General features: G+C 68.8%; 24 protein-coding genes. 13 read left to right on the plus strand and 11 right to left on the minus strand.

Features of this window, described 5'->3' with window-relative positions; translation table 11 throughout:
• Nucleotides 1-25 precede the first annotated feature (25 nt).
• The gene (locus HEP74_RS17720; RefSeq protein ID WP_185813976.1) at nucleotides 26-832 is read right to left on the minus strand and encodes a DsbC family protein; all 807 of its coding nucleotides are present in this window, start codon (nucleotides 830-832) and stop codon (nucleotides 26-28) included.
• A 123-nt stretch (nucleotides 833-955) separates the two neighbouring features.
• Nucleotides 956-1,930, minus strand: a complete 975-nt coding sequence (xerD, locus tag HEP74_RS17725; RefSeq protein WP_185813977.1) for a site-specific tyrosine recombinase XerD — start codon at nucleotides 1,928-1,930, stop codon at nucleotides 956-958.
• A 131-nt stretch (nucleotides 1,931-2,061) separates the two neighbouring features.
• On the opposite strand from xerD, the gene HEP74_RS17730 reads away from it, so the two are divergent.
• Nucleotides 2,062-2,535, plus strand: coding sequence for an RDD family protein (locus HEP74_RS17730; RefSeq protein WP_185813978.1), 474 nt, complete (start codon nucleotides 2,062-2,064; stop codon nucleotides 2,533-2,535).
• Between the two features lie 69 nt (nucleotides 2,536-2,604).
• On the opposite strand, the gene HEP74_RS17735 is transcribed toward HEP74_RS17730, so the two are convergent.
• The 3 genes from HEP74_RS17735 to lptF form a co-directional block, all read right to left on the minus strand.
• Nucleotides 2,605-2,802: a hypothetical protein gene (locus tag HEP74_RS17735; protein WP_524540749.1), complete on the minus strand. Its 198-nt coding sequence runs from the start codon at nucleotides 2,800-2,802 to the stop codon at nucleotides 2,605-2,607.
• 108 nt (nucleotides 2,803-2,910) lie between these two features.
• Complete coding sequence (lptG, locus tag HEP74_RS17740; protein ID WP_185813979.1) at nucleotides 2,911-4,017, minus strand: LPS export ABC transporter permease LptG; 1,107 nt, start codon at nucleotides 4,015-4,017, stop codon at nucleotides 2,911-2,913.
• Nucleotides 4,014-5,099, minus strand: coding sequence for an LPS export ABC transporter permease LptF (gene lptF, locus HEP74_RS17745; protein WP_185813980.1), 1,086 nt, complete (start codon nucleotides 5,097-5,099; stop codon nucleotides 4,014-4,016). The genes lptG and lptF overlap by 4 nt, the downstream gene beginning before the upstream one ends.
• A gap of 108 nt (nucleotides 5,100-5,207) precedes the next feature.
• On the opposite strand from lptF, the gene HEP74_RS17750 reads away from it, so the two are divergent.
• The 3 genes from HEP74_RS17750 (at nucleotide 5,208) to HEP74_RS17760 (ending at nucleotide 10,194) form a co-directional block, all read left to right on the plus strand.
• On the plus strand, nucleotides 5,208-6,692 hold the full coding sequence (locus tag HEP74_RS17750; RefSeq protein WP_185813981.1) for a leucyl aminopeptidase: 1,485 nt from the start codon (nucleotides 5,208-5,210) through the stop codon (nucleotides 6,690-6,692).
• Between the two features lie 121 nt (nucleotides 6,693-6,813).
• The gene (locus tag HEP74_RS17755) at nucleotides 6,814-7,239 is read left to right on the plus strand and encodes a DNA polymerase III subunit chi (RefSeq protein WP_185816687.1); all 426 of its coding nucleotides are present in this window, start codon (nucleotides 6,814-6,816) and stop codon (nucleotides 7,237-7,239) included.
• Between the two features lie 111 nt (nucleotides 7,240-7,350).
• Nucleotides 7,351-10,194: a valine--tRNA ligase gene (locus HEP74_RS17760; RefSeq protein ID WP_185813982.1), complete on the plus strand. Its 2,844-nt coding sequence runs from the start codon at nucleotides 7,351-7,353 to the stop codon at nucleotides 10,192-10,194.
• Between the two features lie 201 nt (nucleotides 10,195-10,395).
• Here the strand turns inward: HEP74_RS17760 and HEP74_RS17765 are convergent, their stop codons facing one another.
• The 4 genes from HEP74_RS17765 to pssA all read right to left on the minus strand — a co-directional run bounded on the left by HEP74_RS17765 (nucleotide 10,396) and on the right by pssA (nucleotide 13,905).
• A complete protein-coding gene (locus tag HEP74_RS17765; protein ID WP_255427781.1) occupies nucleotides 10,396-11,547 on the minus strand; it encodes a pectate lyase family protein in 1,152 nt (383 codons plus the stop codon).
• Between the two features lie 587 nt (nucleotides 11,548-12,134).
• Nucleotides 12,135-12,548: a ribosomal protein S18-alanine N-acetyltransferase gene (gene rimI, locus HEP74_RS17770; protein WP_458309694.1), complete on the minus strand. Its 414-nt coding sequence runs from the start codon at nucleotides 12,546-12,548 to the stop codon at nucleotides 12,135-12,137.
• A 74-nt stretch (nucleotides 12,549-12,622) separates the two neighbouring features.
• On the minus strand, nucleotides 12,623-13,120 hold the full coding sequence (locus tag HEP74_RS17775; protein WP_185816690.1) for an alanine acetyltransferase: 498 nt from the start codon (nucleotides 13,118-13,120) through the stop codon (nucleotides 12,623-12,625).
• Nucleotides 13,121-13,128: 8 nt separating this feature from the next.
• Nucleotides 13,129-13,905: a CDP-diacylglycerol--serine O-phosphatidyltransferase gene (gene pssA, locus HEP74_RS17780; RefSeq protein ID WP_185813983.1), complete on the minus strand. Its 777-nt coding sequence runs from the start codon at nucleotides 13,903-13,905 to the stop codon at nucleotides 13,129-13,131.
• Between the two features lie 78 nt (nucleotides 13,906-13,983).
• On the opposite strand from pssA, the gene HEP74_RS17785 reads away from it, so the two are divergent.
• The 3 genes from HEP74_RS17785 to HEP74_RS17795 all read left to right on the plus strand — a co-directional run bounded on the left by HEP74_RS17785 (nucleotide 13,984) and on the right by HEP74_RS17795 (nucleotide 16,932).
• Entirely contained in the window at nucleotides 13,984-14,376 is a 393-nt protein-coding gene (locus tag HEP74_RS17785; RefSeq protein ID WP_185813984.1) for a DUF4124 domain-containing protein, read from the plus strand.
• 101 nt (nucleotides 14,377-14,477) lie between these two features.
• The gene (locus HEP74_RS17790) at nucleotides 14,478-16,172 is read left to right on the plus strand and encodes a proline--tRNA ligase (protein WP_185813985.1); all 1,695 of its coding nucleotides are present in this window, start codon (nucleotides 14,478-14,480) and stop codon (nucleotides 16,170-16,172) included.
• A 283-nt stretch (nucleotides 16,173-16,455) separates the two neighbouring features.
• Nucleotides 16,456-16,932, plus strand: a complete 477-nt coding sequence (locus tag HEP74_RS17795; RefSeq protein WP_185813986.1) for an H-NS histone family protein — start codon at nucleotides 16,456-16,458, stop codon at nucleotides 16,930-16,932.
• 100 nt (nucleotides 16,933-17,032) lie between these two features.
• Here HEP74_RS17795 and HEP74_RS17800 read toward each other — a convergent pair whose 3' ends face one another.
• Nucleotides 17,033-18,292, minus strand: a complete 1,260-nt coding sequence (locus HEP74_RS17800) for a threonine/serine exporter family protein (RefSeq protein WP_185813987.1) — start codon at nucleotides 18,290-18,292, stop codon at nucleotides 17,033-17,035.
• A 98-nt stretch (nucleotides 18,293-18,390) separates the two neighbouring features.
• Between HEP74_RS17800 and HEP74_RS17805 the strand changes: the two genes are divergently transcribed.
• The 4 genes from HEP74_RS17805 to HEP74_RS17820 all read left to right on the plus strand — a co-directional run bounded on the left by HEP74_RS17805 (nucleotide 18,391) and on the right by HEP74_RS17820 (nucleotide 21,996).
• The gene (locus tag HEP74_RS17805) at nucleotides 18,391-19,503 is read left to right on the plus strand and encodes an ABC transporter permease (protein ID WP_185813988.1); all 1,113 of its coding nucleotides are present in this window, start codon (nucleotides 18,391-18,393) and stop codon (nucleotides 19,501-19,503) included.
• 79 nt (nucleotides 19,504-19,582) lie between these two features.
• Complete coding sequence (locus tag HEP74_RS17810; protein WP_185813989.1) at nucleotides 19,583-20,398, plus strand: ABC transporter ATP-binding protein; 816 nt, start codon at nucleotides 19,583-19,585, stop codon at nucleotides 20,396-20,398.
• A 3-nt stretch (nucleotides 20,399-20,401) separates the two neighbouring features.
• Complete coding sequence (locus tag HEP74_RS17815) at nucleotides 20,402-21,328, plus strand: MlaD family protein (protein ID WP_179568569.1); 927 nt, start codon at nucleotides 20,402-20,404, stop codon at nucleotides 21,326-21,328.
• Nucleotides 21,325-21,996: an ABC-type transport auxiliary lipoprotein family protein gene (locus tag HEP74_RS17820; RefSeq protein ID WP_185813990.1), complete on the plus strand. Its 672-nt coding sequence runs from the start codon at nucleotides 21,325-21,327 to the stop codon at nucleotides 21,994-21,996. Before HEP74_RS17815 ends, HEP74_RS17820 begins: the two co-directional genes overlap by 4 nt.
• Nucleotides 21,997-22,512: 516 nt before the next feature.
• Here HEP74_RS17820 and HEP74_RS17825 read toward each other — a convergent pair.
• Nucleotides 22,513-23,094, minus strand: a complete 582-nt coding sequence (locus tag HEP74_RS17825) for an alpha-ketoglutarate-dependent dioxygenase AlkB family protein (protein WP_185813991.1) — start codon at nucleotides 23,092-23,094, stop codon at nucleotides 22,513-22,515.
• Nucleotides 23,095-23,207: 113 nt separating this feature from the next.
• On the opposite strand from HEP74_RS17825, the gene HEP74_RS17830 reads away from it, so the two are divergent.
• Entirely contained in the window at nucleotides 23,208-24,851 is a 1,644-nt protein-coding gene (locus tag HEP74_RS17830; protein ID WP_185813992.1) for an electron transfer flavoprotein-ubiquinone oxidoreductase, read from the plus strand.
• The gene (locus HEP74_RS17835) at nucleotides 24,848-26,926 is read left to right on the plus strand and encodes a glycoside hydrolase family 99-like domain-containing protein (protein ID WP_185813993.1); all 2,079 of its coding nucleotides are present in this window, start codon (nucleotides 24,848-24,850) and stop codon (nucleotides 26,924-26,926) included. The genes HEP74_RS17830 and HEP74_RS17835 overlap by 4 nt, the downstream gene beginning before the upstream one ends.
• Nucleotides 26,927-26,936: the final 10 nt, after the last annotated feature.

Below are 26,936 nucleotides of genomic sequence, written 5' to 3' on the forward strand. Positions count from 1 at the left end.
ATCCCAAATCCCCAATCCCAGCCGCTTAGCGACTACCGCCCGCCCGACCCGCCTCGGCCGCACGCTTGTCCAGCGCCTCGCGCAGCTGCGCCGGCGGCAGGTAGCCGCCGAGCTGGGTGCCGTCCGGGGCGAAGATCGCCGGAGTGCCGTTGACGCCCAGACGCTGGCCCAGGTTGTACTGCATGGTCACCGGGTTCTTGCAGCTGGCCGCGCTCGGCACCTTGCCGTTGGCCTTGGCCTCGGTCAGCGCCTTCTTCTTGTCGGCCGCGCACCACACCGCGACCATGTCCTTGTAGTCCTGGCTGCCCAGGCCCATGCGCGGGAACGCCAGATACTCCACCGCGATGCCCTGCTTGTTGAGCTCGGCGATCTCGCTGTGCAGCTTGCGGCAGTAGCCGCATTCGATGTCGGTGAACACGCTGATGGTGTACTTCGGGTTGGCCGGGGCGAACACGATGCGCTCGGTGCGCGGCGCCGATTCCAGCAGCTTGCGGCGGTAGTTCAGCAGGCCCTCGCTGGAGGCGAACTGCTTTTCCTGGATGTCGAACGGCTGCGCCTGGAACAGGTAGCGGCCGTCGTCGGACACGTACAGCACCTGCCCGCCGACCACCACTTCGCGGAAGCCCGGGAACGGCGCGGCGCCGATGAAGTCGGGCTTGAAGTTCGGATCCAGCTGCAGCAGCGCCGCACGCACGCGCTGGTCGCCCGGGGTGCCGGCAGGAGCGACGGCCGGCTTGGCCGGGGCGGCGGCGGCGCCGGTGGGCGAAGCCGGCTGCGCGCAGGCGGAAAGGGACGTGGCGCCCAGCAGCGCAAAAAGAGCAAAACGGAGCATTGGCTATCCATGTAGGGCTGCGAATCGGCTGGATTGTCGCATACCGATTGGTCCGCTCCATGTAGACAGGCTGAGCGGCCACGGCGCGGTCCGCGCAGGCGGACAGGGGCGCCGCCGGGGGCCTCAGCCGCGCGGATGGTGCTTGCTGTGCAGTTTCTGCAGGTGTTCGCGCGCCACCAGGGTGTAGATCTGGGTGGTGGACAGCGAGCTGTGGCCGAGCAGCATCTGCAGCGCGCGCAGGTCGGCGCCGCGGTTGAGCAGGTGGGTGGCGAAGCTGTGGCGCAGGCCGTGCGGGCTGACCGAGGTGGGGTCGATGCCGGCCAGCGCCGCATAGCGCTTGACCAGGCCCCAGAACTGTTGCCGGCTCAGCGGACGCCGCGCCGCGTCGATGAACATCGGCACGGTGCCGTCGCTGGCCGGCACCGCCTGCCCCGCCGCCAGCGCCGGCCGCGCGGTGTCCAGATAGCGCTGCAGCCAGTGCTGCGATTCCTCGCCCAGCGGCACCAGACGCTCCTTGCTGCCCTTGCCGGTGACCCGCAGCACACCCTGGCGCAGGTTCACCGCATTCGCCGGCAGGTTGACCAGTTCGCTGACGCGCAGCCCGGCCGCGTACATCAGCTCGAGCATGGCGCGGTCGCGCAGGCCGGCCGGGTCGGTGTCGTCCGGCGTCGCCAGCAGCGCGTCGATCTGGCTCTCGGCCAGCGCCTTGGGCAGGGAGCGCGGCAGCTTGGGCGGGTCCAGCAGCGCGGTCGGGTCGTCGCTGCGCTCGCCGCGGCGCAGGCGCAAGCCGAAGAACGCGCGCAGCGACGACAGCCAGCGCGCGTTGCTGCGCTGCGAATAGCCCAGCCGGGTGCGCCAGGCCAGGTAATCGAACAGGGCCTGGCGATCGGCCCCGGCCAGGCCGCCGCCGGCGCCGTCGCGCCAGCGCGCGAAGCCTTCAAGGTCGCGCCGGTAGCTGTCCAGGCTCTGCCGTGCCAGGCCCTGTTCGGCCCAGGCGGTGTCCAGGAACTGCTGGATCGCGGCGGCGTCGGCATCGCGCAGCGGGGCGAGCCGTTGCGCCTGTTGGCGGCGTTCGGCTGGGGTGTGGAGGTCGGGCATCGGGAGAGCTTACGGGACTCGGGATTCGGGATTCGGGATTCGGGAAAAGCCTAGCGCCGACTTCGCGCGGCGCAAGGCGTTGGCGGCGCGGGCCGGTGACGCGCCGGTGGCGCTGCCGCTAAGCTGTGGCGATGACCGCCGCGTCCACCGCCACCGCTTCCCGTCCGCGCGCGCTGCTGCCGTGGCGGCTGCTGGCGCTGTTCTACGACGCCTGGCCGGTACTGGCGCTATGGTTCGCGATCTCCGCGCTGTTCACCCTGGGCTACACCCTCGAAGGCCACGCGCCACGCGAGAACATCGCTCCGTTCAGCGCCTTGCAGTGGCTGTTGTGGCTGTGCTGCTGGCTGGCGGCCGGGCTGTACGCGACGCTGAGCTGGCGCCGCGGCGGCCAGACCCTGGGCATGCGCCCGTGGCGGCTGCGCCTGCATGGCGCCGATGGCGGCACGCCGAGCTGGGGCGCGCTGTGGCGGCGCTACTCGGTCGGCACGCTGTCGCTGCTGCTGGGCGGGCTGGGGTTCTGGTGGGCGCTGGTAGATCGCGAACGGTTGACGTGGCACGACCGCGCCAGCGGCACGCGGTTGGTTCGACTTCCGAAGAAGCCCTGACCGCAACACATGTGCGCGCGGCGAATCCCCATGGCCGCGCCAATGCCACTGCGGCGCAAGGAGCTCGGCTCAGCCCGGACGCGCAAGGCGTTTCGCGACGCGGCGCAACGTCGCCTCCAGTAGATGTCCGGCCAGATACAGCAATAGCAACAGCGGTGGCACCAGCAACAAGTAACCGGCAACCCAGGACATGCCGCGCAACCAGGCGTCGACCCCGAGCGCATCCAGCAACAGCAACTGCGGGGTCAACGGCAGTTGCAGCAACACGAAGTGCCCTTTGTCGTCGGCACCTTGGGCACCCACACGCACAACGCGGTCGGTACGGCATACAGCAGGCACAGGCCCACGCCGAGCAGGCTCAACCGGCGCCGCGACTCAACTGCTGCGTTTGCGGAACAACAGCCACGACACGGTCAGCATCACCAGCGGCGGCAGCGCGTAGGCGATGCGGTAGTCGAACTTGAGCGCACCGGCCATGCGCCCGAAGAACAGCTGCAGCAGCCAGAACACCAGCGCGAACAGGATGCCCAGGAACAGGCGCTTGCCCATGCCGCCGCTGCGCAGCGCGCCGAACGCGAACGGAATGGCGGCGAAGCACAGCGCCAGCACGTTGACCGGATAGAACCAGCGGCTCCAGTACTGGTCCTCGTAATCGCGCGCGTCCAGGCCGTTGCGGCGCCGGTACTCGATGCTGGTGTGCAGGTCGTGCGCGGACAGGTTGCGCGGCTTGGCCAGGCCCGAGGCTAGCGCGGCGGCATCCAGCCGCGAGGCCCACGGCAGGCTGTCGAACTTCTCGCGCTGCACCGAGCGCTCGGCGAAGGTGTCGCGGTAGGCCTGCTTCAGGGTCCAGCCGCTGCTGCGGTGCTCTGCGGTGGTGGCGTGGGTCAGCGAGGCCAGGCGCCCGGCCTGGTCCAGCGTGTACAGGCGCACGTCGCGCAACTCCAGCCAGGTACCGCCGTTGCCTTCCAGGTGTTCCTCGCCGGCCTGCGCGTTGAGGAAGGTGTCGCCCTCGCGCGCCCACACCCCGGAATAGCGGGCCATGCTCATGTTGCCGTTGTACTTGGCGTTGGCCTTGATCGTGTCGGCCTGGTTCTGCGCCCACGGCGCCAGGGTCTCGCCGCTGAACACCATCGCCACGGTCAGCAGCAACATCGTCGCCGCCGCGGCCACGCTCAGCCGCGGCCGCGACAGGCCCAGTGCGCGCAGCGCGGTCAGTTCGGAGGTGGCCGCCAGCTGCCCCAGGCCCATCAGCACGCCGATCACCGCGCCGGTCGGGAACAGGGTGTAGGCGCGCCGCGGCACGGTGTAGGCGACGAACGCCACGGCGTGGCCGAGGCTGTAGCTGCCCTTGCCGATGTCCTTGAATTCGTTGGACAAGGCCATGATCACGTCGAGCCCGAGCAGGACCGCCCAGGTCAGCAGGACGGTGCCGAGCACGGCACGGCCGACGTAGACGTCGTGCAGGTTCGGGCGCAGCCTCATGCCGCCTGCCTCCGCGGCCGCGACAGCTGGCCGTCGCGCAGATAGGTCCACACCGCCAGCACCAGCAGCGGCACGGTCAGCCACCACAGGCCCAGCGCGCGCGGCAGCTTGTCGGTGCTCAGCCACTGGGTGCCGATGAACATCAGGTTGGTGCCGACCAGGTAGGCCAGGAACGCCAGCATGATCCGGCCGTAGCGCTGCTGCCGCGGCGAACTGCGCGACAGTGGCAGGGTCAGCAGGGCGAAGGCCAGCGCCAGCAGCGGCGGGGCGATGCGCGCGTGCAGCTGCGCATTGGCCTGCGGCCGCGGGTCGCCGATCAGCTTTTCGGTGGGCAGCAGCTCCGGATCGTCGTCCTTGCGCGCCTCGCTGCGGTCCGGCAGGGCCACGTCGTTGCTGACGTAGCGCATCAGCCGGTAGTCCATGTCGTCGCCGGCCAGCGGCCCTTCCACGCGGTAGCCGTCCTCCAGGCGCAGGTAGCGGTCGGCCTTGCCTTCGAAGAACATCGCGCCGCGCTGCGCGGTGACCACGTCCAGACGGCCGTCCTTCTGCCGCTGCATGAACACCTTGCCCAGCTTGGTGCCGTCGCCGGACAGGGTGCTGATGTAGACGATGCCGCCGTCGGACAGCGGGGTGAAGCGCCCGGCCTCCAGCCCGGCCATCAGCAGGCTGCGGTTGGCCTCGTCGATCAGGCGGTCGGAGGTGCGGTCGGCCCAGGGACCCAGCCACAGCGAGCACAGCCCGACCAGGACCACCACCGGCACCACCAGCATCAGGATCGGCCGCAGCAGGCGCCGCGGGCCGACGCCGATGGCGGTGATCACCGCCATTTCCGAGTCGCGGTACAGCCGCGCCAGCGCCAGCAGCAGGCCCAGCATCAGCGCCAGCGGCAGGATCAGCGGCAGATACACCACGAATTGCAGACCCAACTGGGAAAACAGCAACTTGGCCGGGATGCGGCCATCGGCGATGTTGCCCAGGATGTCGACCAGCACACCGCCGACGCTGACCACCAGCAGGACGATGAGGGTGGCCAAGAAGCTCTGGATGAAATCGCGCAGCAGGTATCGATCGAGCTTCGGCATGGGGGTGGGTTGATTTAAACTCTCGGATTCGTTCGCGGCGGAGCCAGCCTAACCCGGCTGGACGTAAACAGCCCGCGATTGTACGGATTTGCCAACGGAATCTGATCAATGGCCCTGGAATTCACCCTGAACCACGACGCCCCGGCTACTGCGGCGTTCGATTGCATCGTCGTCGGCGTGTTCGCCGACAAGCGCCTGTCGCCCACCGCCCAGGCCCTGGATGCGGCCAGCGGCGGACGCCTGACGGCCCTGGCCGGCCGCGGCGACCTCAACGGCAAGACCGGCGCCAGCGCGCTGCTGCACGACCTGCCCGGGGTGACCGCGCCGCGCGTGCTGGTGGTCGGCCTGGGCGAGGCCGCCAAGTTCGGCGTGCCGCAGTACCTGAAGGCGGTCGGCGACGCGGCGCGCGCGCTGAAGAGCGGGCCGGCGGCCAAGGCCCTGTTCACCCTGTCCGAGCTGGAGATCAAGGGCCGCGACCAGGCCTGGGCGATCCGCCAGGCGGTGATCGCCAGCGACCACGCCTGCTACCGCTACACCGCCACGCTGGGCAAGAAGAAGCCCGACGACAGCGGCCTGGCCAGCCTGGCCGTGCTCGGCGAGGACGCCACCGCGCTGGCCCAGGGCCAGGCCATCGCCGCCGGCGTGAAATTCGCCCGCGAGCTCGGCAACCTGCCGCCGAACCTGTGCACCCCGGCCTATCTGGCCGAAACCGCCGCGGCGTTCGCCCATGGCATCGACGGCGCCGAGGCCGAGATTCTCGACGAGACGCAGATGCAGGAACTGGGCATGGGCTCGCTGCTGGCGGTGGCGCGCGGCTCGGCCAACCGCCCGCGGCTGCTGGTGCTGAAGTGGAACGGCGGCGGCGACGCCAAGCCCTACGTGCTGGTCGGCAAGGGCATCACCTTCGATACCGGCGGCGTCAACCTGAAGACCCAGGGTGGCATCGAGGAGATGAAGTACGACATGTGCGGCGGCGCCAACGTCATCGGCACCTTCGTCGCCACCGCCACCGCGCGCCTGCCGCTGAACCTGGTGGTGGTGGTGCCGGCGGTGGAGAACGCCATCGACGGCGACGCCTACCGTCCCTCCGACGTGATCACCAGCATGTCCGGCAAGACCATCGAGGTCGGCAACACCGACGCCGAAGGCCGCCTGATCCTGTGCGACGCGCTGACCTACGCCGAACGCTTCAACCCCGAGGCGCTGATCGACGTGGCCACCCTGACCGGCGCGTGCATGGTCGCGCTCGGCCACCAGACCGCCGGCCTGATGAGCAAGCACGACGACTTGGCCAACGAGCTGCTGGCCGCCGGCGAGCACGTGTTCGACCGCGCCTGGCGCCTGCCGCTGTGGGACGAATACCAGGGCCTGCTCGATTCCAGCTTCGCCGACGTCTACAACATCGGCGGCCGCTGGGCCGGCGCCATCACCGCCGGCTGCTTCCTGTCGCGCTTCACCGAAGGCCAGCGCTGGGCGCACCTGGACATCGCCGGCGTGGCCAGCGACGAAGGCAAGCGCGGCATGGCCACCGGCCGGCCGGTGGGGTTGTTGTCGCAGTGGTTGCTGGACCGCGCCGCAGGCGGCGCGGCGTGATTGGGGATTCGGGATTGGGGATTGGTGAAAAGCACCTCCCCTTTTCCCCCGTCCCGCACCATCCGCCGACGATCGTGACCTGCTTTAGCCAATCCCCAAGCCCGAACAGCGAATCCCCGCTCTGATGCGCGCCGATTTCTACCTGATCGCCAAGCCGCGCTTCCTCACCGAGCCGCTGCGGCTGGTCTGCGAGCTGGCGCGCAAGGCCAACGACGCCAATCTGTGGACGCTGGTGCTGGCGCGCGACGAGGCGCAGGCCGAGGAGCTGGACGAGCTGTTGTGGGCGTTCGACCCCGATGCCTACATCCCGCACCAGATCGCCGGCGCCGATGTCGACGAGGAAGAGGCGCAGGTGCTGATCGTCCCGCCCGGCCTGGAAGCGCCGTCGCGCGCGCTGGTGATCAACCTGCGCGACGACGCTTACCTCGGCACCTGCGAGCGCGTGCTGGAAGTGGTGCCGGCCGACCCCGCCGCGCGCGAGCCGCTGCGCGAACGCTGGAAACAGTACAAGGCGCTGGGCTTCGAGGTCAGCAAGTACGACATGTGATGGCGCCGGGAGTGGGGATTGGAAATTCGGGATGGATCCCTGCCCTGTCCCCCTTCATCGGCATCGCACCGCAACGAATCCCGAATCACGAATCCCCAATCCCGGCTCCCAATGACCACCCTCGCCCCCAGCTACGACCCCACCTCCTTCGAATCGCGCCTGTACGCCCAGTGGGAAGCGGCCGGCTATTTCAAGCCGTCCGGGCAGGGCGAGCCGTACACGGTGCTGCTGCCGCCGCCGAACGTGACCGGCACCCTGCACATGGGCCACGCCTTCCAGCAAACGCTGATGGATGCGCTGGTGCGCTACCACCGCATGCGCGGCTTCGACACGCTGTGGCAGGTCGGCAGCGACCACGCCGGCATCGCCACCGAGATGGTGGTGTCGCGCAACCTGGCGCTGGCAGGCAAGGGCGAGACCCGCGACTCGCTGGGGCGCGAGGGCTTCATCGCCAAGGTGTGGGAATGGAAGGCGCAGTCGGGCGACACCATCGAGCGGCAGATGCGCCGCCTGGGCACCTCCAGCGACTGGTCGCGCAGTACCTTCACCATGGACCCGCAGCCGTCGGCGGCGGTGGTCGAGGCGTTCGTGCGCTGGCACGAACAGGGCCTGATCTACCGCGGCCAGCGCCTGGTCAACTGGGACCCGGTGCTGAAGACCGCGATCTCCGACCTGGAAGTGGAGAACGTCGAGGAAGACGGCTTCCTGTGGTCGATCGCCTACACGCTCGAGGACGGTGCCAGCTACGAGCACGTCGAGCACGATGCCGACGGCAACGAGACCCTGCGCGAGACCCGCGACTACCTGGTGGTGGCCACCACGCGCCCGGAAACCCTGCTCGGCGACACCGCGGTGATGGTGCATCCGCAGGACGCGCGCTACGCGCACCTGATCGGCAAGACGGTGACGCTGCCGCTGACAGGCCGCCAGGTGCCGGTGATCGGCGACGACTACGTGGACCGCGCGTTCGGCACCGGCGTGGTCAAGGTGACGCCGGCGCACGATTTCAACGATTACCAGGTCGGCGTGCGCCACAGCCTGCCGATGATCAATCTGTTCACCCCGACCGCGGCGATCAACGACAACGCGCCGGAGAAGTACCGTGGCCTGGACCGCTACGACGCGCGCAAGGCGGTGCTGGCCGACCTGGAAGACCTCGGCATCCTGGTCGAGACCAAGCCGCACAAGCTGCAGGTGCCGCGCGGCGACCGCACCGGCCAGGTGATCGAGCCCTACCTCACCGACCAGTGGTTCGTGAAGATGGACGCGCTGGCCAAACGCGGCCTGGAACTGGTCGAGTCGGGCCAGGTCACGTTCGTGCCGCCGAACTGGATCAACACCTATCGCCACTGGATGGACAACATCCAGGACTGGTGCATCAGCCGCCAGCTGTGGTGGGGCCATCGCATTCCGGCGTGGTTCGACGACGCCGGCAATTGCTACGTCGGCCGCGACGAGGCCGAGGCCCGTGCGAAGAGCGGCCTGGCTGCCGACGTCGCCCTGCACCAGGACAGCGACGTGCTGGAGACCTGGTTCTCCGCGCAGTTGTGGCCGTTTTCGACGATGGGCTGGCCGGATCCGCAGGCGATGGCCGAGCGCGGCTTCGACCGCTACCTGCCGTCGAGCGTGCTGGTCACCGGCTTCGACATCATCTTCTTCTGGATGGCGCGGATGATCATGGCCACCGACAGCTTCACCGGCCAGGTGCCGTTCCGCGACGTGTACATTACCGGCCTGATCCGCGACAAGGACGGGCAGAAGATGTCCAAGTCCAAGGGCAACGTGCTCGACCCGCTGGACATCATCGACGGCATCAGCATCGAGGACCTGGTCGCCAAGCGCACCACTGGGTTGATGCAGCCGCGCATGGCCGAGAAGATCGAGAAGGCCACGCGCAAGGAATTCCCCGAGGGCATCATCGCCCACGGCGCCGACGCGCTGCGCTTCACCATCGCCGCGTTGGCCGGCCACGGCCGCGACATCAAGTTCGACTTGGGCCGCGCCGAGGGCTACAAGAATTTCTGCAACAAGTTGTGGAATGCCAGCCGGTTCGTGCTGATGAACACGGAGGGACGGGACTCGGGACTCGGGACTCGGGACTCGGCACACGTACCGGTCACCGATGCCGAGAAGTGGATCCTGGTGCGGCTGGACAAGGTCGCCGCCGAGGCGCAGTCGCATTACGCCGCCTACCGCTTCGACCTGCTCGCGCAGTCGCTGTACGAGTTCGCCTGGAACGAGTTCTGCGACTGGTTCCTGGAGCTGACCAAGCCGGCCTTGAACGGCGACGATGCCGCGGCCGCCGACAGCACCCGCCACACCCTGCTGCAGGTGCTGGAGACGCTGCTGCGCCTGCTGCATCCGCTGACCCCGTTCGTCACCGAGGAACTGTGGCAGCAGGTGGCGCCGCGCCTGGGCATCGCCGCGCCGACCATCTCGCTGCAGCCGTATCCGCGCGCCGGCGACCTGGACGTGAGCGCCTACGCCGGTGCCGAAGCCGACATCGAGTGGCTCAAGGCGATGGTCTCAGCGCTGCGCCGGGTGCGCAGCGAACTCAACGTGCCGCCGTCCAAGGTGGTGCCGCTGCTGCTGCAGGGCGGCCACGCCGAGGACCGAGCGCGGGTGGAACGCTTCGCCTCGCAGTTGAAGTTCCTGCTGCGGCTGGAGGCGATCCAGTGGCTGGACGCGGCGCAGGACGCACCGCCGGCCGCCGCGGCGATCGTCGGCGAGCTGCGGCTGCTGGTGCCGCTGGAAGGCCTGGTGGACTTGGACGCCGAGCGCACCCGCCTGGACAAGGAGATCGCCCGGGTCGGCGCCGAACAGGAAAAGAGCACGGCCAAGCTGGAGAAGTTCACTGACAAGGTGCCGGCGGCGGTGGTCGAGCAGGAACGCGTACGCCTGGCCGACTGGACCACGCAACTGGCCGGCCTGCGCGAGCAGCGCGCCAAGCTGTAGGACGCTGCCGGCGGCCGCCCCCGCGTTCTTTTTTGCAACCTGCTTTCTTACAACCTGTAGGAGCGGCTTCAGCCGCGACCGGGGCTTTCCCGGTAATGCGCGTCGCGGCTGAAGCCGCTCCTACAGTGGCATTGCCCGAATCGACGCGGCACACGCAGCGCCGCCTGTACCGCCGCCCATGCCGGGCGGCGGCACACTTCTTCAGAGCTTGCCGGCGCCCGCCTTGGACTTGACGTCGTTCGCCACCTGGTTCGCCGGCAGCAGCGAATAGGTGTACGGCGGGGTCCAGCCGATGTTGTTGTTCCACGAGCAGGTCAGCGCCTTGCCGTTGAGCAGCGAGCCGAAATCGCGGTACACGCTGCCGCCGTAGTTGGCGGCGATCTTGTCGCAGCTGCTGACCCCGGCGATGTCGAAGGCGTTGTTCTCGGAGAAGATCTTCGACTCCTTGCCGACGCCGTGCGCATGCGAGAACGGATACACCGCGTTGCTGGTGCTGCCGACGTGGTAGTTGTTGTACAGGTGCACCTGGCCAAAACGCACCCGCGGCGCGCGCGCGGAAATGTTCTCGAACAGCGTGTTGTGGATGGTCACCTTCAGCTTGCCGCTGTCGGTGCTGGAGGCGCTGTCGCTGGAGCCGATCAGGTTGTTCTTCTCGTGCGACTTGAACGCCGAATACGAGATGGTCACGTAGTTGGCGCCTTTCTTGACGTCCAGCGCGCCGTCGTGATGCTGCTTGGGGCGGCCGTTGGCGGTGCCGTTCTGGTCGTCGGTGCGGCGCCCGTCGGTGAAGGTGACATGGTCCACCCACACGTTGCTGGCGCCCTCGATGGTCAGGCCGTCGTACTCGGAATTCCAGTTGCCGGCGCTACCGTCGTCCGGATCCCACACCGGCTGCGGATCCCACGGATTTTCGATGGTGAGGTTGCGGATGATCACGTCGTTGGCCTTGACGTACAGATAGCCCTCGCGGATCTGCGCATTGGAACCGACGCCGATCAGCGTGGTCTTGGTGGGGACATCCAGGCGCGCACGGCTCTTCATGTCCGCGGTGGTGCTGTACGGCGTGCCCTCGCTGACGTCGATGATGCCGCTGATCTTGATGATGCGGCCGTTGCTGCCGACGCTGGCCTTCAGCGCGGTCTTCAGCTGCGCGGCGGTGCTGACGCTGTAGACGTTGGCCGCGGCGGCCTTGGAACCGCCCTTGGTACCGCCGTTCTGCGTCGCCCACCCGGTACTGGCGACCTCCAGGCTGGCATCGGCGTAGGCGCTGCCGGTCGCGCCCGCCAGACAGACTGCAAGCGCAATCGCATGGGTGAGCGTGCGCGGGGATGCGATGAGTGACTGTGTCTTCATCCTGGAACCTCGTAAGCATGGGTGGAGTCGTCGCAGGCGCGGCGTTTTCCGCAGGCGGAAAACGCGGCAGCGCGAGCGCATTCGCTGTCCCCTCGGACAACTGCGCTAGATGCCATCGCATAAGGCAGCGCCGAAGAGGCGCGCACTGTAGGGAGCGCGTTCGGCTTGGGAAGAGACAAATGCGCTGCGCGCGGATCCAGCGCTGCGATATGGGGACGGCATCTAACAAACGGCGTTCGCGATGCGTCCGATACGCCGGCTACCGCTGCAGGACAACAACGCTGTCCCGACGACAAGTCGCGACATTGCGAAGACGCGCCGCGCACTCCGGAAAACCCCGGAAGAAATGCAGACCCGGCGCTGCCGACAGCGCAATCGCATCTCATGGATGCACCGCGAGGCGACGACGCCAGAGGCTCGAACGGACACGGACCGCACAGCGCATGCGCCCAACGCCGCGCAACGCACAGCGGGCGCAACGCTGCACCCTGCAACTATTTATCGGAAGGAAAACGGCTGGCCGCGAGAAACGGCGAAGCATGCGAGAAACCCATGCCGGCGCGGTGCCGGCTGCACGCCGTCGTGCGTTAAGACATGCCTTCGAAGAACAGCTCGATCGCCATCACCAGCGCGTCCTCGCGGCCGTTCGCCGCCGGGTAGTAGCGCGGGCGGCGGCCGATCTCGTTGAAGCCTTCGCTGTGGTACAGCGCGATCGCGCTGGGATTGGACGGGCGCACTTCCAGGAACACTCGCCGTGCGCCCAGGTCGGCGCCGTACTTGATCAGCGCGCGCAGCAGCAGGCGGCCGTAGCCGCGCGATTGCCGTTCCGGCGCGACGCAGACGTTGAGAATGTGCGCCTCGTCGGCGGCGACGCTGATCACGCCGTAGCCGACGATCTGGCCCTGTTCCAGCAGCACCCAGCCCGGATAGCCGGCCTGCAGGCAGTCGCGGAAGATGCCGCGCGTCCATGGGAACGGATAGGCGCGGCGCTCGATCTCCATCACCGTGTCCAGATCGGTCTCGCGCAACGTGCGCAGCGTCGCCGCCGCCGGCGAGGACGCCGAGCCCAGCGCGCTCACCGCGGCGCCTGCTTGCGCAGCGCGCGCAGCTGCGGCCACAGCGCGCGCTTGGCGGCGGCATTGCCGCGCAGCTCGGCCAGCGGCCAGGTTGCCATCAACGCCTGCGTGGCCGGATCGTTCGGATTGCGCCCGGAGGCGCGCAGCAGCGCGATCTGCAGCCGATCGGGCAGCCGCAGACCGGCCCGGCGCGCAGCCGGCGCCGGCGCGGCGCGTTGCGGCTCCGGATAGTCCGCAGGCGCGGCCGGCGCGCGCCCGCGCGGCGACGGCTCCGCGGGCGTGGGTGCTGTAGCACGCGGCGCATACGCCGGCGCTGCGTGTGCGGACACCGCTGCAGGCGCAGCCGCGGCGGCGGCAGGAGCATTGCGCTCCTCGGCCAGCGCCGGCTGCGCGACCACCGCGCCGACGTCGGTGTCGGCCCCGACATAGAGCGTATGGCCCAACGCCTGCAGCCAGCCGTGCTGCTCGGCCGACCACAGCGGCGCCGCGCTGGACATCGCCTCGCTCACGTCGCGTCCGGCAGCTTGCGCCAGCGCCGCCATAGCCAGTAGCAGGGGCCGGACAACGCATACAGCACGCCGATCGCCAGCAGCGCGCGCGACAGGTCGATGACCAGTATCGCGATCACCACCGGCGCCAGCACCAGCATCAGGAACGGCACCCGGTCGGCGCGCGGGCCTTTGGCAGCGCCGCCCTTGAAGCTCCAGAAACGGATGCGGCTGACCATCAGCAGCGCCGCGACCACGGTCACGCCCAGCGCCACGTAGCGCAGTTGCTCGCCGTCCCAGCCGAGGTTGCCGTCGGCGAACGCCCACACGAAGGCCATCATCAGTCCCGCCGCGGCCGGGCTGGCCAGGCCCACGAACCAGCGCTTGTCCACGGTGCCGACCTGGGTGTTGAAGCGGGCAAGGCGCAACGCGGCGCAGGCCGCGTACAGGAACGCCACCGACCAGCCGACCCGGCCCATCACGCTGCCGTCGAACTTCAGCGCCGACAGCGACCAGTGGTACATCACCAGCGCCGGGGCCATGCCGAAGCTGACCAGGTCGGCCAGCGAGTCGTACTGCACACCGAATTCGCTACTGGTGCCGGTCAGCCGCGCCACGCGCCCGTCCAGCCCGTCCATCACCGCGGCGACGAACACCGCCACGCTGGCGTGCACGAACTGGCCGTTGGCGGCGGCGATGATGGCGTAGAAACCGGAGAACAGGCCGGCGGTGGTGAACAGGTTCGGCAGCAGATAGATGGTGCGCGAACGGGGAGGCGGTCGGGATGGTTCCATGCCCGGCAGTTTAATCGACTTGCCAGGCCCGACGGCGGGTGCTGCAATCGGCCCTCGCCCGTACCCCTGGAGAACGTGATGCGCGCCCTGACCCGGCTTTGCTGCCTGTGCCTGCTCGCCGCCAGCGGCGTGGCCGGCGCCGCCACCCTGTACCAATGGAAGGATGCGCAGGGCGTCACCCACTATTCGCAGAGCCCGCCGCCCGGCGGCCAGTACCAGGCGCGGCGGGTCGACAGCCACGGCGGCGCCCCGGCCGAGGCCAGCGAAGCTGCCGCCCCGGCGGAGAACGCCAACTGCCTGAGCGCGCGCAAGAACCTGGACATCCTCGGCAAGCCGGGCAAGGTGATGACCGACCGCGACGGCGACGGCAAGCCGGACGGGGAACTGGACGAGGCCCAGCGCGACGCGCAGAAGGGCCTGGCCGAGGCCGCGATCAAGGCCTATTGCGCGCCGCCCGCCGCGGCGGAATGAGCGCGACGCGGCCTGCGCGGGCACGGCGCGGGCCGCCTTCTGTTCCCGCAGCGCCGGCAATGACTGGCAAAATGGGCGCCCGCCGTTAGCGAAGCCCCTCGATGCGCCTTTCCCAGTTCCACCTGCACACCACCAAGGAAACCCCGGCCGACGCCGAACTGGTCAGCCACCGGCTGATGCTGCGCGCCGGCATGATCCGCAAGCTCGCCTCCGGCCTGTACACCTGGTCGCCGCTGGGTCTGCGCGTGCTGCGCAAGGTGGAAGCGGTGGTGCGCGAGGAAATGAACCGCGCCGGCGCGGTGGAAGTGCTGTTCCCGACCATCCAGCCGCGCGAACTGTGGGAAGCCACCGGGCGCTGGAAGAAGTTCGGCGGCCTGATGCTGCGGATGAAGGACCGCAAGGAGCAGGAATACTGCTACAGCCCCACCGCCGAAGAGGCCGCGGCCGATTTCGCGCGCCAGGAGCTGAGCAGCTACAAGCAGCTGCCGGTCAATTTCTACCAGATCCAGACCAAGTTCCGCGACGAGATCCGGCCGCGCTTCGGGGTGATGCGCGCGCGCGAGTTCCTGATGAAGGACGCCTATTCGTTCCACGTCAGCGACGAGGACCTGGCCCGCGAATACGAGAACATGAAGGCCGCCTACAGCCGCATCTTCACCCGCCTGGGCCTGCAGTTCCGCGCGGTGCAGGCCGATTCCGGCGACATCGGCGGCGACGCCTCGCAGGAATTCCACGTGCTGGCCGAGTCCGGCGAGGATTCGCTGGCGTTCTCCACCGGTTCGGACTACGCGGCCAATGTCGAGACCGCGGTCGCCGCCGATCCGGCGCCGCGCGCGGCGGCGCAAGAGGAACTGCGCAAGGTCGCCACGCCCACCCAGAAGACCTGCGAGGCCGTGGCCGAGTTGCTCGGCATCGCGCTGCAGCGCACGGTCAAGTCGGTCGCGGTGATGGCCGGCGACGCCTTCGTGCTGGCGCTGGTGCGCGGCGATCACGCGGTCAACGAGATCAAGCTGGGCAAGGTCGCCGGCCTGGCCGGCTACCGCATGGCCAACGAAGCCGAGATCCGCGCCCACCTCGGCAGCGAGCCGGGCTTCCTCGGCCCGCTGAACCCCAGCCAGCCGATCCGCGTGGTCGCCGACCGCGACGTGGCGGCGATGGCCGATTTCGTGGTCGGCGCCAACGAAGCCGGCTTCCATCTGGCCGGGGTCAACTGGGGCCGCGACCTGCCCGAGCCGGGCACCGTGGCCGACCTGCGCAACGTGGTCGAGGGCGAGCGCGCGCACGACGGCGGCGAGATCCGCCTGGCGCGCGGCATCGAGGTCGGCCATGTGTTCCAGCTCGGCCGCCAGTACGCGCAGGCGCTGGACGCCACCGTGCTGGACGAGAACGGCAAGACCGTGGCGATGGCGATGGGCTGCTACGGCATCGGCATTTCGCGCATCGTCGCCGCGGCGATCGAGCAGAACCACGACGAGGCGGGCATCCGCTGGCCGCAGCCGATGGCACCGTGGTCGGTGGCGGTGTGCGTGATCAATCCCAAGCGCGATCCGGCGATCGACGCAGCCGGCGAGACGCTGCTGGCCGAACTGCAGCAGGCCGGCCTGGACGCCGCGCTCGACGATCGCGGCCTGCGCGCCGGCGCGATGTTCGCCGACATCGAACTGATCGGCATCCCGCACCGGGTGGTGGTGTCCGAGCGCGGGCTGGCCGCCGGCACCTTCGAATATCGCGCGCGCAGCGGCGGCGAGGCCGAGAACCTGGACCGCGCCGCATTGCTGGCGCGCCTGCAGGGTTAATCGGAAAGGCCGGGAATATATCCCGGCCTTTTTTTCTTGCGCCGCGATCTTCACGACACGGTCTCGACATTCGCCGGGTCAATATGCCGGTCGAATCAGCGGCGTTACCCGGCGTTGATTTGACAATCGGAATTCGGTGCGTATAAGTGACACCCACGCCGATCCAGCGATCGGCGTCCCTATCGAAATACCCGGAATATTTGTCAATCCGATAAAGCGATATTATGATTCCGCTCTAGCCAGGGAATGGCTGTAGGTCCATCACCCATTTTCCGGAGTACAAATGACCATCGATCTCAGTGGCCTGTCGGCCAAGCAGTTGGGCGCTCTTATCAAGACGGCCAAGAAGCAACAGACCATCGTCGCCAAGCGCACGCCCATCGCCAAGGTCCGCACCCTGCTGGCACGTCTGGCCAAATCGCACGGTTACGGCATCGACGAAGTGTTCGATGGCGCCGCTCCGGCCAAGCGCGGCCGCAAGCCGGCTGCCGGCAAGCCGGGTCCGAAGCCGGGCCGCAAGCTGGGCAAGGTGCCGCCGAAATACCGCAATCCGGCCAATGCCGCGGAAACCTGGACCGGCCGCGGCAAGCAGCCGCGCTGGCTGGCCGAGCAGGTGGCCAAGGGCAAGAAGGTCGACGACTTCCTGATCGCCGCGCCGGCCAAGTCCGCCGCGCCGGCCAAGAAGACGGCGAAGAAGGCCACCAAGAAAGTCGCCAAGGTCGCCAAGAAAGCCGGCAAGTCCGCCGCCCCGAAAAACTGATCGGAAAACCGATCCGGCAACGGGTCGGGGATCGGTAGGTTATTCAAGAAAACGCCGGCGCAAGCCGGCGTTTTTCATGCCTGCCGCAAGGGCGATGCCGCTAGAGATTCTTCCGCGCCGGCACCAGCAGATTGCCGAACAGCAGACCGGCGACCAGCGCCATCACGATATTGGTCACCGCCAGCAGCGCCGACTGCCCGCCGGACACGTCGTGCTGCTGCACCAGGGTCAGCAGTCCGCGCAGGCTGGCGCTGCCGGGCACCAGCATGATGATGCCAGGCAGCCGGATCAGCGCGCCCGGACGCTGCACCAGCCGGCCGAACAGATTGCCGGCCGCGGTCAGCGACATCGCCGACAGAAAGATCCCGACCGGGCTGCCCCATGCCTCGCCGGCGAAGCGCGCGATCGCGTAGCCGGCCACCGAGGCCGCCATCACCCACGGATAATCGCGGCCGTTGGCCTTGAACAGCAACGCGAACGCATACGCCGCGACCAGCAGCGAGGCCCATTCCACCCACACCGCCTGCGGCCGCGACGCGTGCACCAGCGGCTCCAGGCCCAGCAACTGCGCCAGGGTCACCGCGATCACCGCGCCCACGGTGAGCTTGAGGATGGTGGTGACCGCGCCGGCGAAACGCGCCGTGCCGGACACCCAGTGCTGGCTGGTCAGTTCGTTGACCGCATTGGTCAGCGCCATCCCCGGCAGCAGCACCACCAGCGAGGCGATGATCACCGAATTGAGGTTCAGCGGCGCCACGAAGGTCGCCACCAGCGCGGCGACGACGCCGGCCAGCAGCGCCGCCAACGCCTCGTTAGCCTCCTTGGCCGCCGGGCGCTTGTCGGTGAGCTGGGTCAGCGCGCCGATCAACAGGCCGATCGCGGCGGCGGTGGCGATGTCCAGCCACGGCAGCCGCCACAGCCCGGCCACGCCCAGGGCGGCCAGGCCGAAGCCGAGCACCTGCATCGCCTTCCAGCGCCGCCCGGGCGGGCGGTCCAGCTGGCGCAGCGCGGTATGGCCCTGGGCCACGCTCATGCGCCCGCTGGCGACGTCGTCGGCGATGCTGTCGGCGACGCTGAGCTTGTGCAGATCGTTGTCGCCCGGCGCCAGCCGCACCACCCGGGTGATGTCGCTGGAGCCGATCGCCTTGGTCGGATCGCTGAAGCTGAGGATCAGCCCGGTCGGGTTGGACCAGGGTTCACAATCCAGGTCCAACTGCTGCGACAGCGCCACCACGGCCGCCTCCAGGCGTTGCGCGGTGGTGCCGTAGGTGTGCAGGCGGCCGGCGATCTCGGAGACGAAGGCGATCCGTTGCGCATAGGTGGCGCTGGCGGAGGGATTGGCGATGGGCGCGGCTTGCATGTCGGCTAGTATGGCGCGAACCCCGCGCACAGCCACCCTGTGGCGCACGACGACATTGCGGTGCAGGCGAAACAGGTATGCTCGCGCCCGGACGCCCCATGATCGAACCGCAACCGCCAACACTCAGCCAGGACGACCGAGACCCCTCGCGGGTGCGGCTGTCCGGCAGTTGGACGCTGGCCACCGCGCTGGCGTCGTCCGACGTGCTGCGCACGCTGCCGGCCGGCACTACCGGCATCGACGCCAGCGGCATCGCCCAGCTGGATTCGGCCGGCGTGCTGCAGCTGATGCGCTACGCCACCCGCAACGGCATCGCCCACGAGGCGCTGAACTTCCGCCACGACCACCAGGCGCTGGTCAGCACCATCGAGGACGTCGCCGACGATCGCCCCAAGCGCAAGCGCGACTACGGCTTCGCCGCGGCGCTGGAGCGACTTGGCTATGCGGTACACCACAACGGCAAGGAAATCGTCAACCTGGTCGGCTTCCTCGGCGAGACCCTGGTCAAGGTGCTGCGCCTGGTGCACGAACCGCGGCGTTTCCGCCTGACCGCCACCGTGCACCACATGGAACAGGTCGGGCTGGACGCGGTGCCGCTGGTCGCCCTGCTGTCCTACCTGGTCGGCGCGGTGATCGCGTTCCTGGGCTCGACCATCCTGCGCGACTTCGGCGCCGAGATCTACGTGGTGGAACTGGTCAGCATCGCCTTCCTGCGCGAGTTCGCGGTGCTGCTGACCGCGATCGTGCTGGCCGGGCGCACCGCCAGCGCGTTCACCGCGCAGATCGGCGCGATGAAGGCGCGCGAGGAGATCGACGCGATCCAGACCCTGGGTCTGGACCCGATGGACCTGCTGGTGATCCCGCGACTGGTGGCGCTGCTGGTGATGCTGCCGCTGCTGACCTTCGTGGCGATGATCGCCGGCCTGGCCGGCGGCGTCACCGTCGGTGCCTTCGACCTGGGCATCCCGCCGCAGATGTACCTGGCGCGCATGCACGACACCATCCAGTTGCGGCACATGCTGGTGGGGATGTCGAAGGCGCCGATCTTCGCGATCGTGATCGGCCTGATCGGCTGCCTGGAAGGCCTGCGCGTGGAAGGCACCGCGCAATCGGTCGGCGAGCGCACCACCACCAGCGTGGTGCAGACGATCTCGCTGGTGATCATCATCGACGCGATCGCCGCGCTGTGGTTCATGAACGTGGGGTGGTGATGGAGCCGGGATTCGAAATTGGGGATTGGGGATTCGTAGAAAGCGGGCGCCGTGCGCTGCCTCGTCGGGAGCCGTTGCTTTGACCAATCCCGACTCCCCAATCCCGAATCCCGAATTAGCCATCTCGGTCCGCGGCCTGCTCAACCGCTTCGGCACCCAGACCGTGCACGAAGACCTGGACCTGGACGTGCGCCGCGGCGAGATCCTCGGCGTGGTCGGCGGCTCGGGCACCGGCAAGTCGGTGCTGATGCGCAGCATCCTCGGCCTGCGCGAGCCCGACGCCGGCCACATCCGCGTGCTCGGCGTGGACACCGACTCCAAGCGCCGCGAAGACCGCCTGCATGTGGAGCGCAATACCGGCGTGCTGTTCCAGGACGGCGCGCTGTTCTCCTCGCTGAGCGTGGGCGAGAACGTGCAGGTGCCGCTCAAGGAGCACTTCGGCGAACTGCCCGACAGCTGGCATTACGAACTGGCGCTGCTGAAGGTGAAGCTGGCCGGACTGCCGGCCGATGCGCTCAACAAGCTGCCCTCGCAGCTGTCCGGCGGCATGCGCAAGCGCGCCGGGCTGGCGCGCGCGCTGGCGCTGGACCCGCCGCTGCTGTTCCTGGACGAACCCACCGCCGGGCTGGACCCGATCGGCGCGGCCGCCTTCGACCGCCTGATCCGTACCCTGCAGGAAGCGCTGGGCCTGACCGTGTTCCTCATCACCCACGACCTGGACACCTTGTACGCTATCTGCGACCGCGTGGCGGTGCTGGCCGACCGCAAGGTCATCGCCACCGCGCCGCTGGCCGAGATCGAGCAAGTGGACCACCCCTGGATCCAGGACTATTTCCACGGCCCGCGCGCCCGCGCGGCCCGCGACGCCAAAACCGCCTGGACCGAGAAAGCCTGAGCCATGGAAACCAAAGCCAACTACGTCCTGATCGGCGCCTTCACCATCGTGGCCGGACTGGCCCTGCTGCTGTTCGGGCTATGGGCCGCCAAATATTCGTCCGACCGCACCTGGCAGGAATACCGGGTAGTGTTCCGCGAGGCGGTGACCGGCCTGTCGGTGGGCAGCCCGGTGCAATACAACGGCATCGCGGTCGGCTCGATCACCGAGCTGACCCTGGCGCCGAACGATCCGCGCCAGGTGGTGGCGCGGGTGCGGCTGAACTCGACCACGCCGATCAAGAGCGACACCCGCGCCAAACTGGGCATCACCAGCCTGACCGGGCCGTCGATCATCCAGCTCTCCGGCGGCACCCCGGAGGCGCCGTCGCTGACCTCCATCGACACCAGCGACGCGCCGATCATCCAGACCACGCCGTCGGCGCTGCAGAACATCACCGACACCGCCAACCGCATCGTCGAGCGCCTGGACGAAGTGCTCAGCGACCGCAACGTGGCCAGCATCACCGCCACCCTGCACAACCTGGAAACGATCAGCGGCTCGCTCGCCGACCGCGACGAAGGCATGCAATCGCTGATCCTCAGCGCGCGCGACGCCGCTCGCAATCTCGACGTGACCCTGAAGACCACCAACGGCACCATCCAGCGCCTGGACCAGAACCTGGTGCAGCAGCTGCCGCCGATCCTGGACAAGCTGGAAAGCACGCTGAGCAAGCTCGATTCGGCGTCCGGCAATGCCGACAAGATCCTGGGCGAGAACCGCGCGGCGATCAACAGCTTCGCCAACGACGGCCTGGGCCAGCTCGGCCCGACCCTGACCGAACTGCGCGGACTGATCCGCGACCTGCGCCGGGTCAGCGACCGCCTGGACAACAACCCCGCGCGCTACCTGCTCGGCCGCGACGCCCCGAAGGAGTTCAAACCCAAATGAAGCCGACGCGCGCCCTCCTGCTGCTCGCCGTCCCGGCCCTGCTCCTCGCTGCCGGCTGCTCCGCGCTGACCGGCGGCAGCAAGGATCCGGTGACGATCTACGCGCCCAACGTGCGCGTCGCGCCGGATCCGGCCTGGCCGCAGGTGACCTGGCAATTGGCGATCGCCAAACCCAGCGCCGCGCGGGTGGTCGACAGCCCGCGCATCGCGGTGCGCCCCACCCCGGACGAACTGCAGGTCTACAGCGGCGTCAGCTGGGCGCAGCCGGCCACCGACATGCTGGAGGACACCCTGGTCCGCGCGTTCGAGGATTCCGGCCGCATTCCCGGCGTGGCCCGGCTCGGCACCGGCATCCGCGCCGACTACAAGCTGTTGCTGGACCTGCGCCGCTTCGAATCCGACTACGCCGGCCACGACGTGCCATCGGCCACGATCGAGCTCAACGCCAAGCTGCTGTACACGCCCGACCAGCGCGTGGTCGCCTCGCGCACCTTCCTCGCCGCGCAACCGGCGGCCAGCACCGCGCAGGCGCAGGTCGCCGACGCCTTCAGCCAGGCGCTGTCGCAGGTGACCGGCGATGTGGTCGGCTGGACCCTGCAGCAGGGCCAGGCCGATGCGGCCACGGCGCTGGCGCCAGTGCCGAAGGTCGCACCGGCACCACGCCGCTGATCCAAAGCCCCTCTCCCACCGGGGAGAGGGGTTGGGGTGAGGGTACGGCGCGAAGCGACTCGCGGAGTTTGGGTACACGAGGCTGCGCCCGGACCCTCATCCGCCCCCTTCGGAGCACCTTCCCCCGAAAAGGGGGCCATGGTCCCGACGGGAGAAGGAAGCTCGACCTGCGCGGCCTGAGACGCTGGCTTAAGCCCCTCTCCCCCCGGGAGAGGGGTTGGGGTGAGGGTGCGGCGCGAAGCGACTTGCGGAGTTTGGGTGCGCGAGGCTGCGTCCGGACCCTCATCCGCCCCTGCGGGGCACCTTCCCCCGAAAAGGGGGCCATGGTCCCGACGGGAGAAGGGACCGTCTAGCCCCTCTCCCACCGGGAGAGGGGTTGGGGTGAGGGTCCGGCGCGAAGCGACTCGCTGAGTTTGGGTGCGCGAGGCTTCGCCCGTACCCTCATCCGCCCCTTCGGGGCACCTTCCCCCAAAAAGGGGGCCATGGTCCCGATGGGAGAAGGGAATTCGTGGCCGCTTACGCTGCGGCGATTTTCCGAAACGTCAGATTGATCCGCTCGCCGACCGGCTTCGCGGTCCGCGGCAAGGCATGCCGGTACAGGCGCTGGGTCTCGCCGCCCATCAGCAGCAAGCCACCGGCGCTCAATTCCAGCGCCTGGCGCAGCGCCGGCTCCTGGCGGTGGCGCAGCACGAAGCGGCGCGTGGCGCCCAGGCTCAGCGAGGCGATCAGGGGACGCAGCCCCAGTTCCTTCTCGTCGTCGCTGTGCCAGCCCATGGCGTCGCGACCGTCGCGATAGCGGTTGGCCAGTACGCTGTTGAACGCGACCCCGGTTTCCGCCGCCAGCCGTTCGCGCAGCGGCTGCAACGCCGGCGGCCACGGATGCGGCGCGAAGCGGGTGCCGGAATAGCGGTAGCTCGCCTCCGGGTCGCCGATCCAGCAGCTCAGCCGCGGCGAATCGACCATCCGCCCGAACAGGCGGATGCGGTGCACCTCCCACTCCACCCCGGCCAGCAAGTGCGCCAACAGCGCCGCCGCCTCGGCCGGGGCGAGCCAGCCGGGTAGCCAGCGGACGTCGGCGCCGGGCAGATCGAGTTGCATCGCGCCACGCTAGCATGCCTGCCGGCACCATACGCCAGCGTGCGGAATTTGCCCCGTCACGCACAAAGCCTGAAAATGCAGACAGCCAGATCGAGCCAACGGGAGCGGACCAGATGACGGAATTGGAGGGCGGCGCCAGCGCGCCGGAGCCAGTGGAACGCGACGTCATGGAATACGACGTGGTCACCGTCGGCGCGGGTCCGGCCGGGCTGGCGTTCGCGATCCGGCTCAAGCAGCTCAACCCGGACATCTCGGTCTGCGTGATCGAGAAGGCCAGCACGGTCGGTGCGCAGATCCTGTCCGGCGCGGTGATCGAACCGGCGCCGCTCGACGCGCTGCTGCCCGGCTGGCGCGACGCCCCGCCGCCGATCTGCGTGCCCGCCGGCGAGGACGAGTTCTGGCACCTGAGCAAGGACGGCGGGCGCAAGTTCCCGATCGTGCCGCCGGGCATGCGCAACCACGGCAATTTCATCGTCAGCCTCGGCGCGCTGTGCGCGTGGCTGGCGCCGCAGGCCGAGGCACTGGGCGTGGAAATCTATCCGGGCTTCGCCGCCGCCGAGACCCTGCATGCCGACGACGGCACCGTGCTCGGCGTGCGCATCGGCGACATGGGCGTGGCCAAGGACGGTTCGCACAAGCCCGGTTACACCCCCGGCATCGATATCCGCGCTAAGGTCACGGTGCTGGCCGAAGGCGCGCGCGGGCACCTGACCAAGCGCCTGGTCAAGCGTTTCGCGCTGGACGCCGACAGCGACCCGCAGGCCTATTCGATCGGCATCAAGGAGCTGTGGCAGCTGCCGGAAGGCCGCGTGGTGCCCGGCAAGATCGTGCATACCCTGGGCTGGCCGGCCGACAACGCCACCTATGCCGGCAGCTTCCTGTATCACCTGGAGAACAACCAGGTGGCGCTGGGCTACGTCAGCGGCCTGGACTACCACGATCCCGAATACCGGCCTTGGGAAGCGTTCCAGCAGTGGAAGAACCACCCGCTGATCAAGCCGCTGCTGGAAGGCGGCACCATCCTGTCGGCCGGCGCCCGCGCCATCGCCAGCGGCGGCTGGCAGTCGTTGCCGAAGGTGGAGATGCCCGGCGCGCTGCTGATCGGCGACACCGCCGGCCTGCTCAACGTGCCCAAGATCAAGGGCACCCACCAGGCGATCCGCAGCGGCATGCTCGCCGCCGAACACCTGGCTGCCGGCACGGCGCTGAACCCGGCAGGGTTCGACGCCAAGCTGCGCGGTTCGGAGGTCATGGCCGAGCTGCGCCAGGTGCGCAACATCAAGCCCGGTTTCAAGAAGGGCATGTGGTTCGGCCTGCTCAACGGCGCCTGGGAGACCCTGGTCAAGGGCGCCTCGCCGTGGACGTTGAAGGTGACCGCCGACTGGTCGTCGCTGGACCGGCTGGGCGAACACGAACAGCCCAAGCGCGACTACGTGCAGCGCGAACTTGCGCCGCGCGACCGCCTGCAGGGCGTGTACTTCGCCGCCACCGAACACGACGAGGACCAGCCCGTGCACCTGCAGGTGCTGGACCCGCAGATCTGCGTGACCCGCTGCACCGAGGAATACGGCAACCCCTGCACCCGCTTCTGCCCCGCCGCGGTGTACGAGATCGTCGACGACGCAGCCGGCAAGCGCCTGCAGATCAACGCCGCCAACTGCGTGCACTGCAAGACCTGCGACATCAAGGACCCCTACGAAATCATCAACTGGGTCACGCCGGAAGGCGGCTCCGGGCCGAACTACCAGAACCTGTGAGCCCTCCTGCCCTGCTCCCGCGGACCAAAACCTCGCTCTATCTGGCGCTGCGCGCCGCGTTCCGTGCGCTGCCGCTTTCGCAAGGCTATCGCGACCGATTACGCGCGCGCTTCCTTGCGCGCTTTTCAAGCATCGTGCCTCCGCCCCCACGCGGCCAACTGGCGCAAGGCCAGATGGAGCGCAGGCCGCGGGTGCGGGCCGACGAACGCGCCATCGGCCATGTCCCGCACCGTTTCGCCGCATTGCCCGAACCGATGCCTGCCACCCTGGTGGCGTTCTACTTGCCCCAGTTCCATCCGATCCCGGAAAACGATGCATGGTGGGGCGCAGGCTTTACCGAATGGCGCAACGTCACCCGCGCGTTGCCGCAATTCGAAGGCCATGTGCAGCCCCGCCTGCCCGCCGACCTGGGGTTCTACGACCTGCGCAATGCCGAGAGCATGCGGCAGCAAGTGGCATTGGCGAAGGAATACGGCATCGGCGCGTTCTGCTTCTACTTCTACTGGTTCGGCGGCAAGACCTTGCTGGAGACGCCGCTGCGCCAGTGGCTGAGCGACCCTTCGCTGGATCTGCCGTTCTGCCTGTGCTGGGCGAACGAGCAATGGTCGCGGCGCTGGGACGGCCGCGACGGCGATGTGCTGATGGCACAGGCGCATAGCGAACAGGACGATCTGGCCTTCATCGCGCATGTCGCCGATTATTTGCGCGACCCGCGCTGCCTGCGCGTGGACGGCCGGCCGATGCTGCTGGTGTACCGGCCGCACTTGCTGCCGGAACCTAAAGCGACCGCGACGCGCTGGCGCGACTGGTGCCGGCAGCACGGGATCGGCGAGATCCACCTCGCCTACGTGCAGGGTTTCGAACGACCGGACCCGCGCAGCATCGGTTTCGACGCCGCGGTCGAGTTTCCGCCGAACATGAGCAACCCCACGTCGCTGGCGGCGACGCAACATTTGCTGGATCCGGATTACTGCGGAGCGGTGCTGGACTGGCGCGGGTTGGCGGCGGAGGTCGGCACCCGCACCTTGCCCGACTACACGCTATATCCGGGCGTCAACCCAGGCTGGGACAACGAACCGCGGCGCCCCGGTGCCGGCCGGGTCTATCTGCATGCCTCGCCGCGCGGCTACGAAGACTGGCTGCGCACCACCATCCACGATCGGCTGCAGCAGCGCAGCGTCGAGCAGCGCCTGGTGTTCATCAATGCCTGGAACGAGTGGGCCGAAGGCGCCGTGCTGGAGCCCGATGTGCGCTTGGGCCATGCCTACCTGGATGCGACGCGCAAGGCGCTGTGGCCGGCGCGCGTACGCAATCTGGCGCAGCCGCCGTGGGCGATCGTGCACGCCTGGTATCCCGACGTCCTCGAGGAAATCCTGTGCTGCCTCGCCGCCACACGGCTGCCGTGGCGTTTGCTGGTGACCACATCGGCCGAACAGGCGGATGCAGTGCAGGCGCAGTTGCGCACGTATTCGCTGCCCTATGAAGTGATGGTGCTGGAAAACCGCGGCCGCGACATCTTGCCGTTCCTGCATGCCGCCGAGCGCCTGCTCGACGAGGGCGTGGACGTGGCGCTGAAACTGCATACCAAATGCAGCACGCATCTGGACAATGGCGATGCCTGGCGCACCGAACTGCTGCAACGACTGACCGGGACCGACCGTGCCGCGCGGATTCTGCAAGCCTTCGCGGCGGACGCCTCGCTCGGCCTCGTCGCCCCGGAAGGGCACTTGCTGCCGCTCGACGACTACTGGGGCGGCAACCGCACGGCCGCCGACTATCTGTTGCGCCGCACAGGTCGCTGCGAGCAACCGCTCGACGACGCGCGCTTCATCTCCGGCAGCATGTTCTGGGTCCGGCTGGATGCGCTGCGGCCGCTGCTGGACAGTGGCCTGTGCCCATCTGAGTTCGAGACCGAACAGGGCCAGATCGACGGCACCCTGGCGCATGCGGTGGAGCGGCTGGCGGCACCGCTGGCCGCTCAGGCCGGCTATCGCGTGGTCGATGCCGCCGAACTGCTCGGCCTGGCGCCGAGCGCAGTGTCCGGCCACTACGCTTACGCGCGGCGCGGAGCCTGATCGGGAACCT

The organism is Xanthomonas sp. SS (genome assembly GCF_014236835.1).
Taxonomy (GTDB): Bacteria; Pseudomonadota; Gammaproteobacteria; order Xanthomonadales; family Xanthomonadaceae; genus Xanthomonas_A.

Coding starts and splice junctions, on each gene's coding strand:
- HEP74_RS17720 (WP_185813976.1), bottom strand. CDS start 832: ATGCTCCGTTTTGCTCTTTTTGCGCTGCTGGGCGCCACGTCCCTTTCC.
- xerD (WP_185813977.1), bottom strand. CDS start 1,930: ATGCCCGACCTCCACACCCCAGCCGAACGCCGCCAACAGGCGCAACGG.
- HEP74_RS17730 (WP_185813978.1), top strand. CDS start 2,062: ATGACCGCCGCGTCCACCGCCACCGCTTCCCGTCCGCGCGCGCTGCTG.
- lptG (WP_185813979.1), bottom strand. CDS start 4,017: ATGAGGCTGCGCCCGAACCTGCACGACGTCTACGTCGGCCGTGCCGTG.
- lptF (WP_185813980.1), bottom strand. CDS start 5,099: ATGCCGAAGCTCGATCGATACCTGCTGCGCGATTTCATCCAGAGCTTC.
- HEP74_RS17750 (WP_185813981.1), top strand. CDS start 5,208: ATGGCCCTGGAATTCACCCTGAACCACGACGCCCCGGCTACTGCGGCG.
- HEP74_RS17760 (WP_185813982.1), top strand. CDS start 7,351: ATGACCACCCTCGCCCCCAGCTACGACCCCACCTCCTTCGAATCGCGC.
- HEP74_RS17765 (WP_255427781.1), bottom strand. CDS start 11,547: ATGAAGACACAGTCACTCATCGCATCCCCGCGCACGCTCACCCATGCG.
- rimI (WP_458309694.1), bottom strand. CDS start 12,548: ATGGAGATCGAGCGCCGCGCCTATCCGTTCCCATGGACGCGCGGCATC.
- HEP74_RS17775 (WP_185816690.1), bottom strand. CDS start 13,120: ATGTCCAGCGCGGCGCCGCTGTGGTCGGCCGAGCAGCACGGCTGGCTG.
- pssA (WP_185813983.1), bottom strand. CDS start 13,905: ATGGAACCATCCCGACCGCCTCCCCGTTCGCGCACCATCTATCTGCTG.
- HEP74_RS17785 (WP_185813984.1), top strand. CDS start 13,984: ATGCGCGCCCTGACCCGGCTTTGCTGCCTGTGCCTGCTCGCCGCCAGC.
- HEP74_RS17790 (WP_185813985.1), top strand. CDS start 14,478: ATGCGCCTTTCCCAGTTCCACCTGCACACCACCAAGGAAACCCCGGCC.
- HEP74_RS17795 (WP_185813986.1), top strand. CDS start 16,456: ATGACCATCGATCTCAGTGGCCTGTCGGCCAAGCAGTTGGGCGCTCTT.
- HEP74_RS17800 (WP_185813987.1), bottom strand. CDS start 18,292: ATGCAAGCCGCGCCCATCGCCAATCCCTCCGCCAGCGCCACCTATGCG.
- HEP74_RS17805 (WP_185813988.1), top strand. CDS start 18,391: ATGATCGAACCGCAACCGCCAACACTCAGCCAGGACGACCGAGACCCC.
- HEP74_RS17815 (WP_179568569.1), top strand. CDS start 20,402: ATGGAAACCAAAGCCAACTACGTCCTGATCGGCGCCTTCACCATCGTG.
- HEP74_RS17820 (WP_185813990.1), top strand. CDS start 21,325: ATGAAGCCGACGCGCGCCCTCCTGCTGCTCGCCGTCCCGGCCCTGCTC.
- HEP74_RS17825 (WP_185813991.1), bottom strand. CDS start 23,094: ATGCAACTCGATCTGCCCGGCGCCGACGTCCGCTGGCTACCCGGCTGG.
- HEP74_RS17830 (WP_185813992.1), top strand. CDS start 23,208: ATGACGGAATTGGAGGGCGGCGCCAGCGCGCCGGAGCCAGTGGAACGC.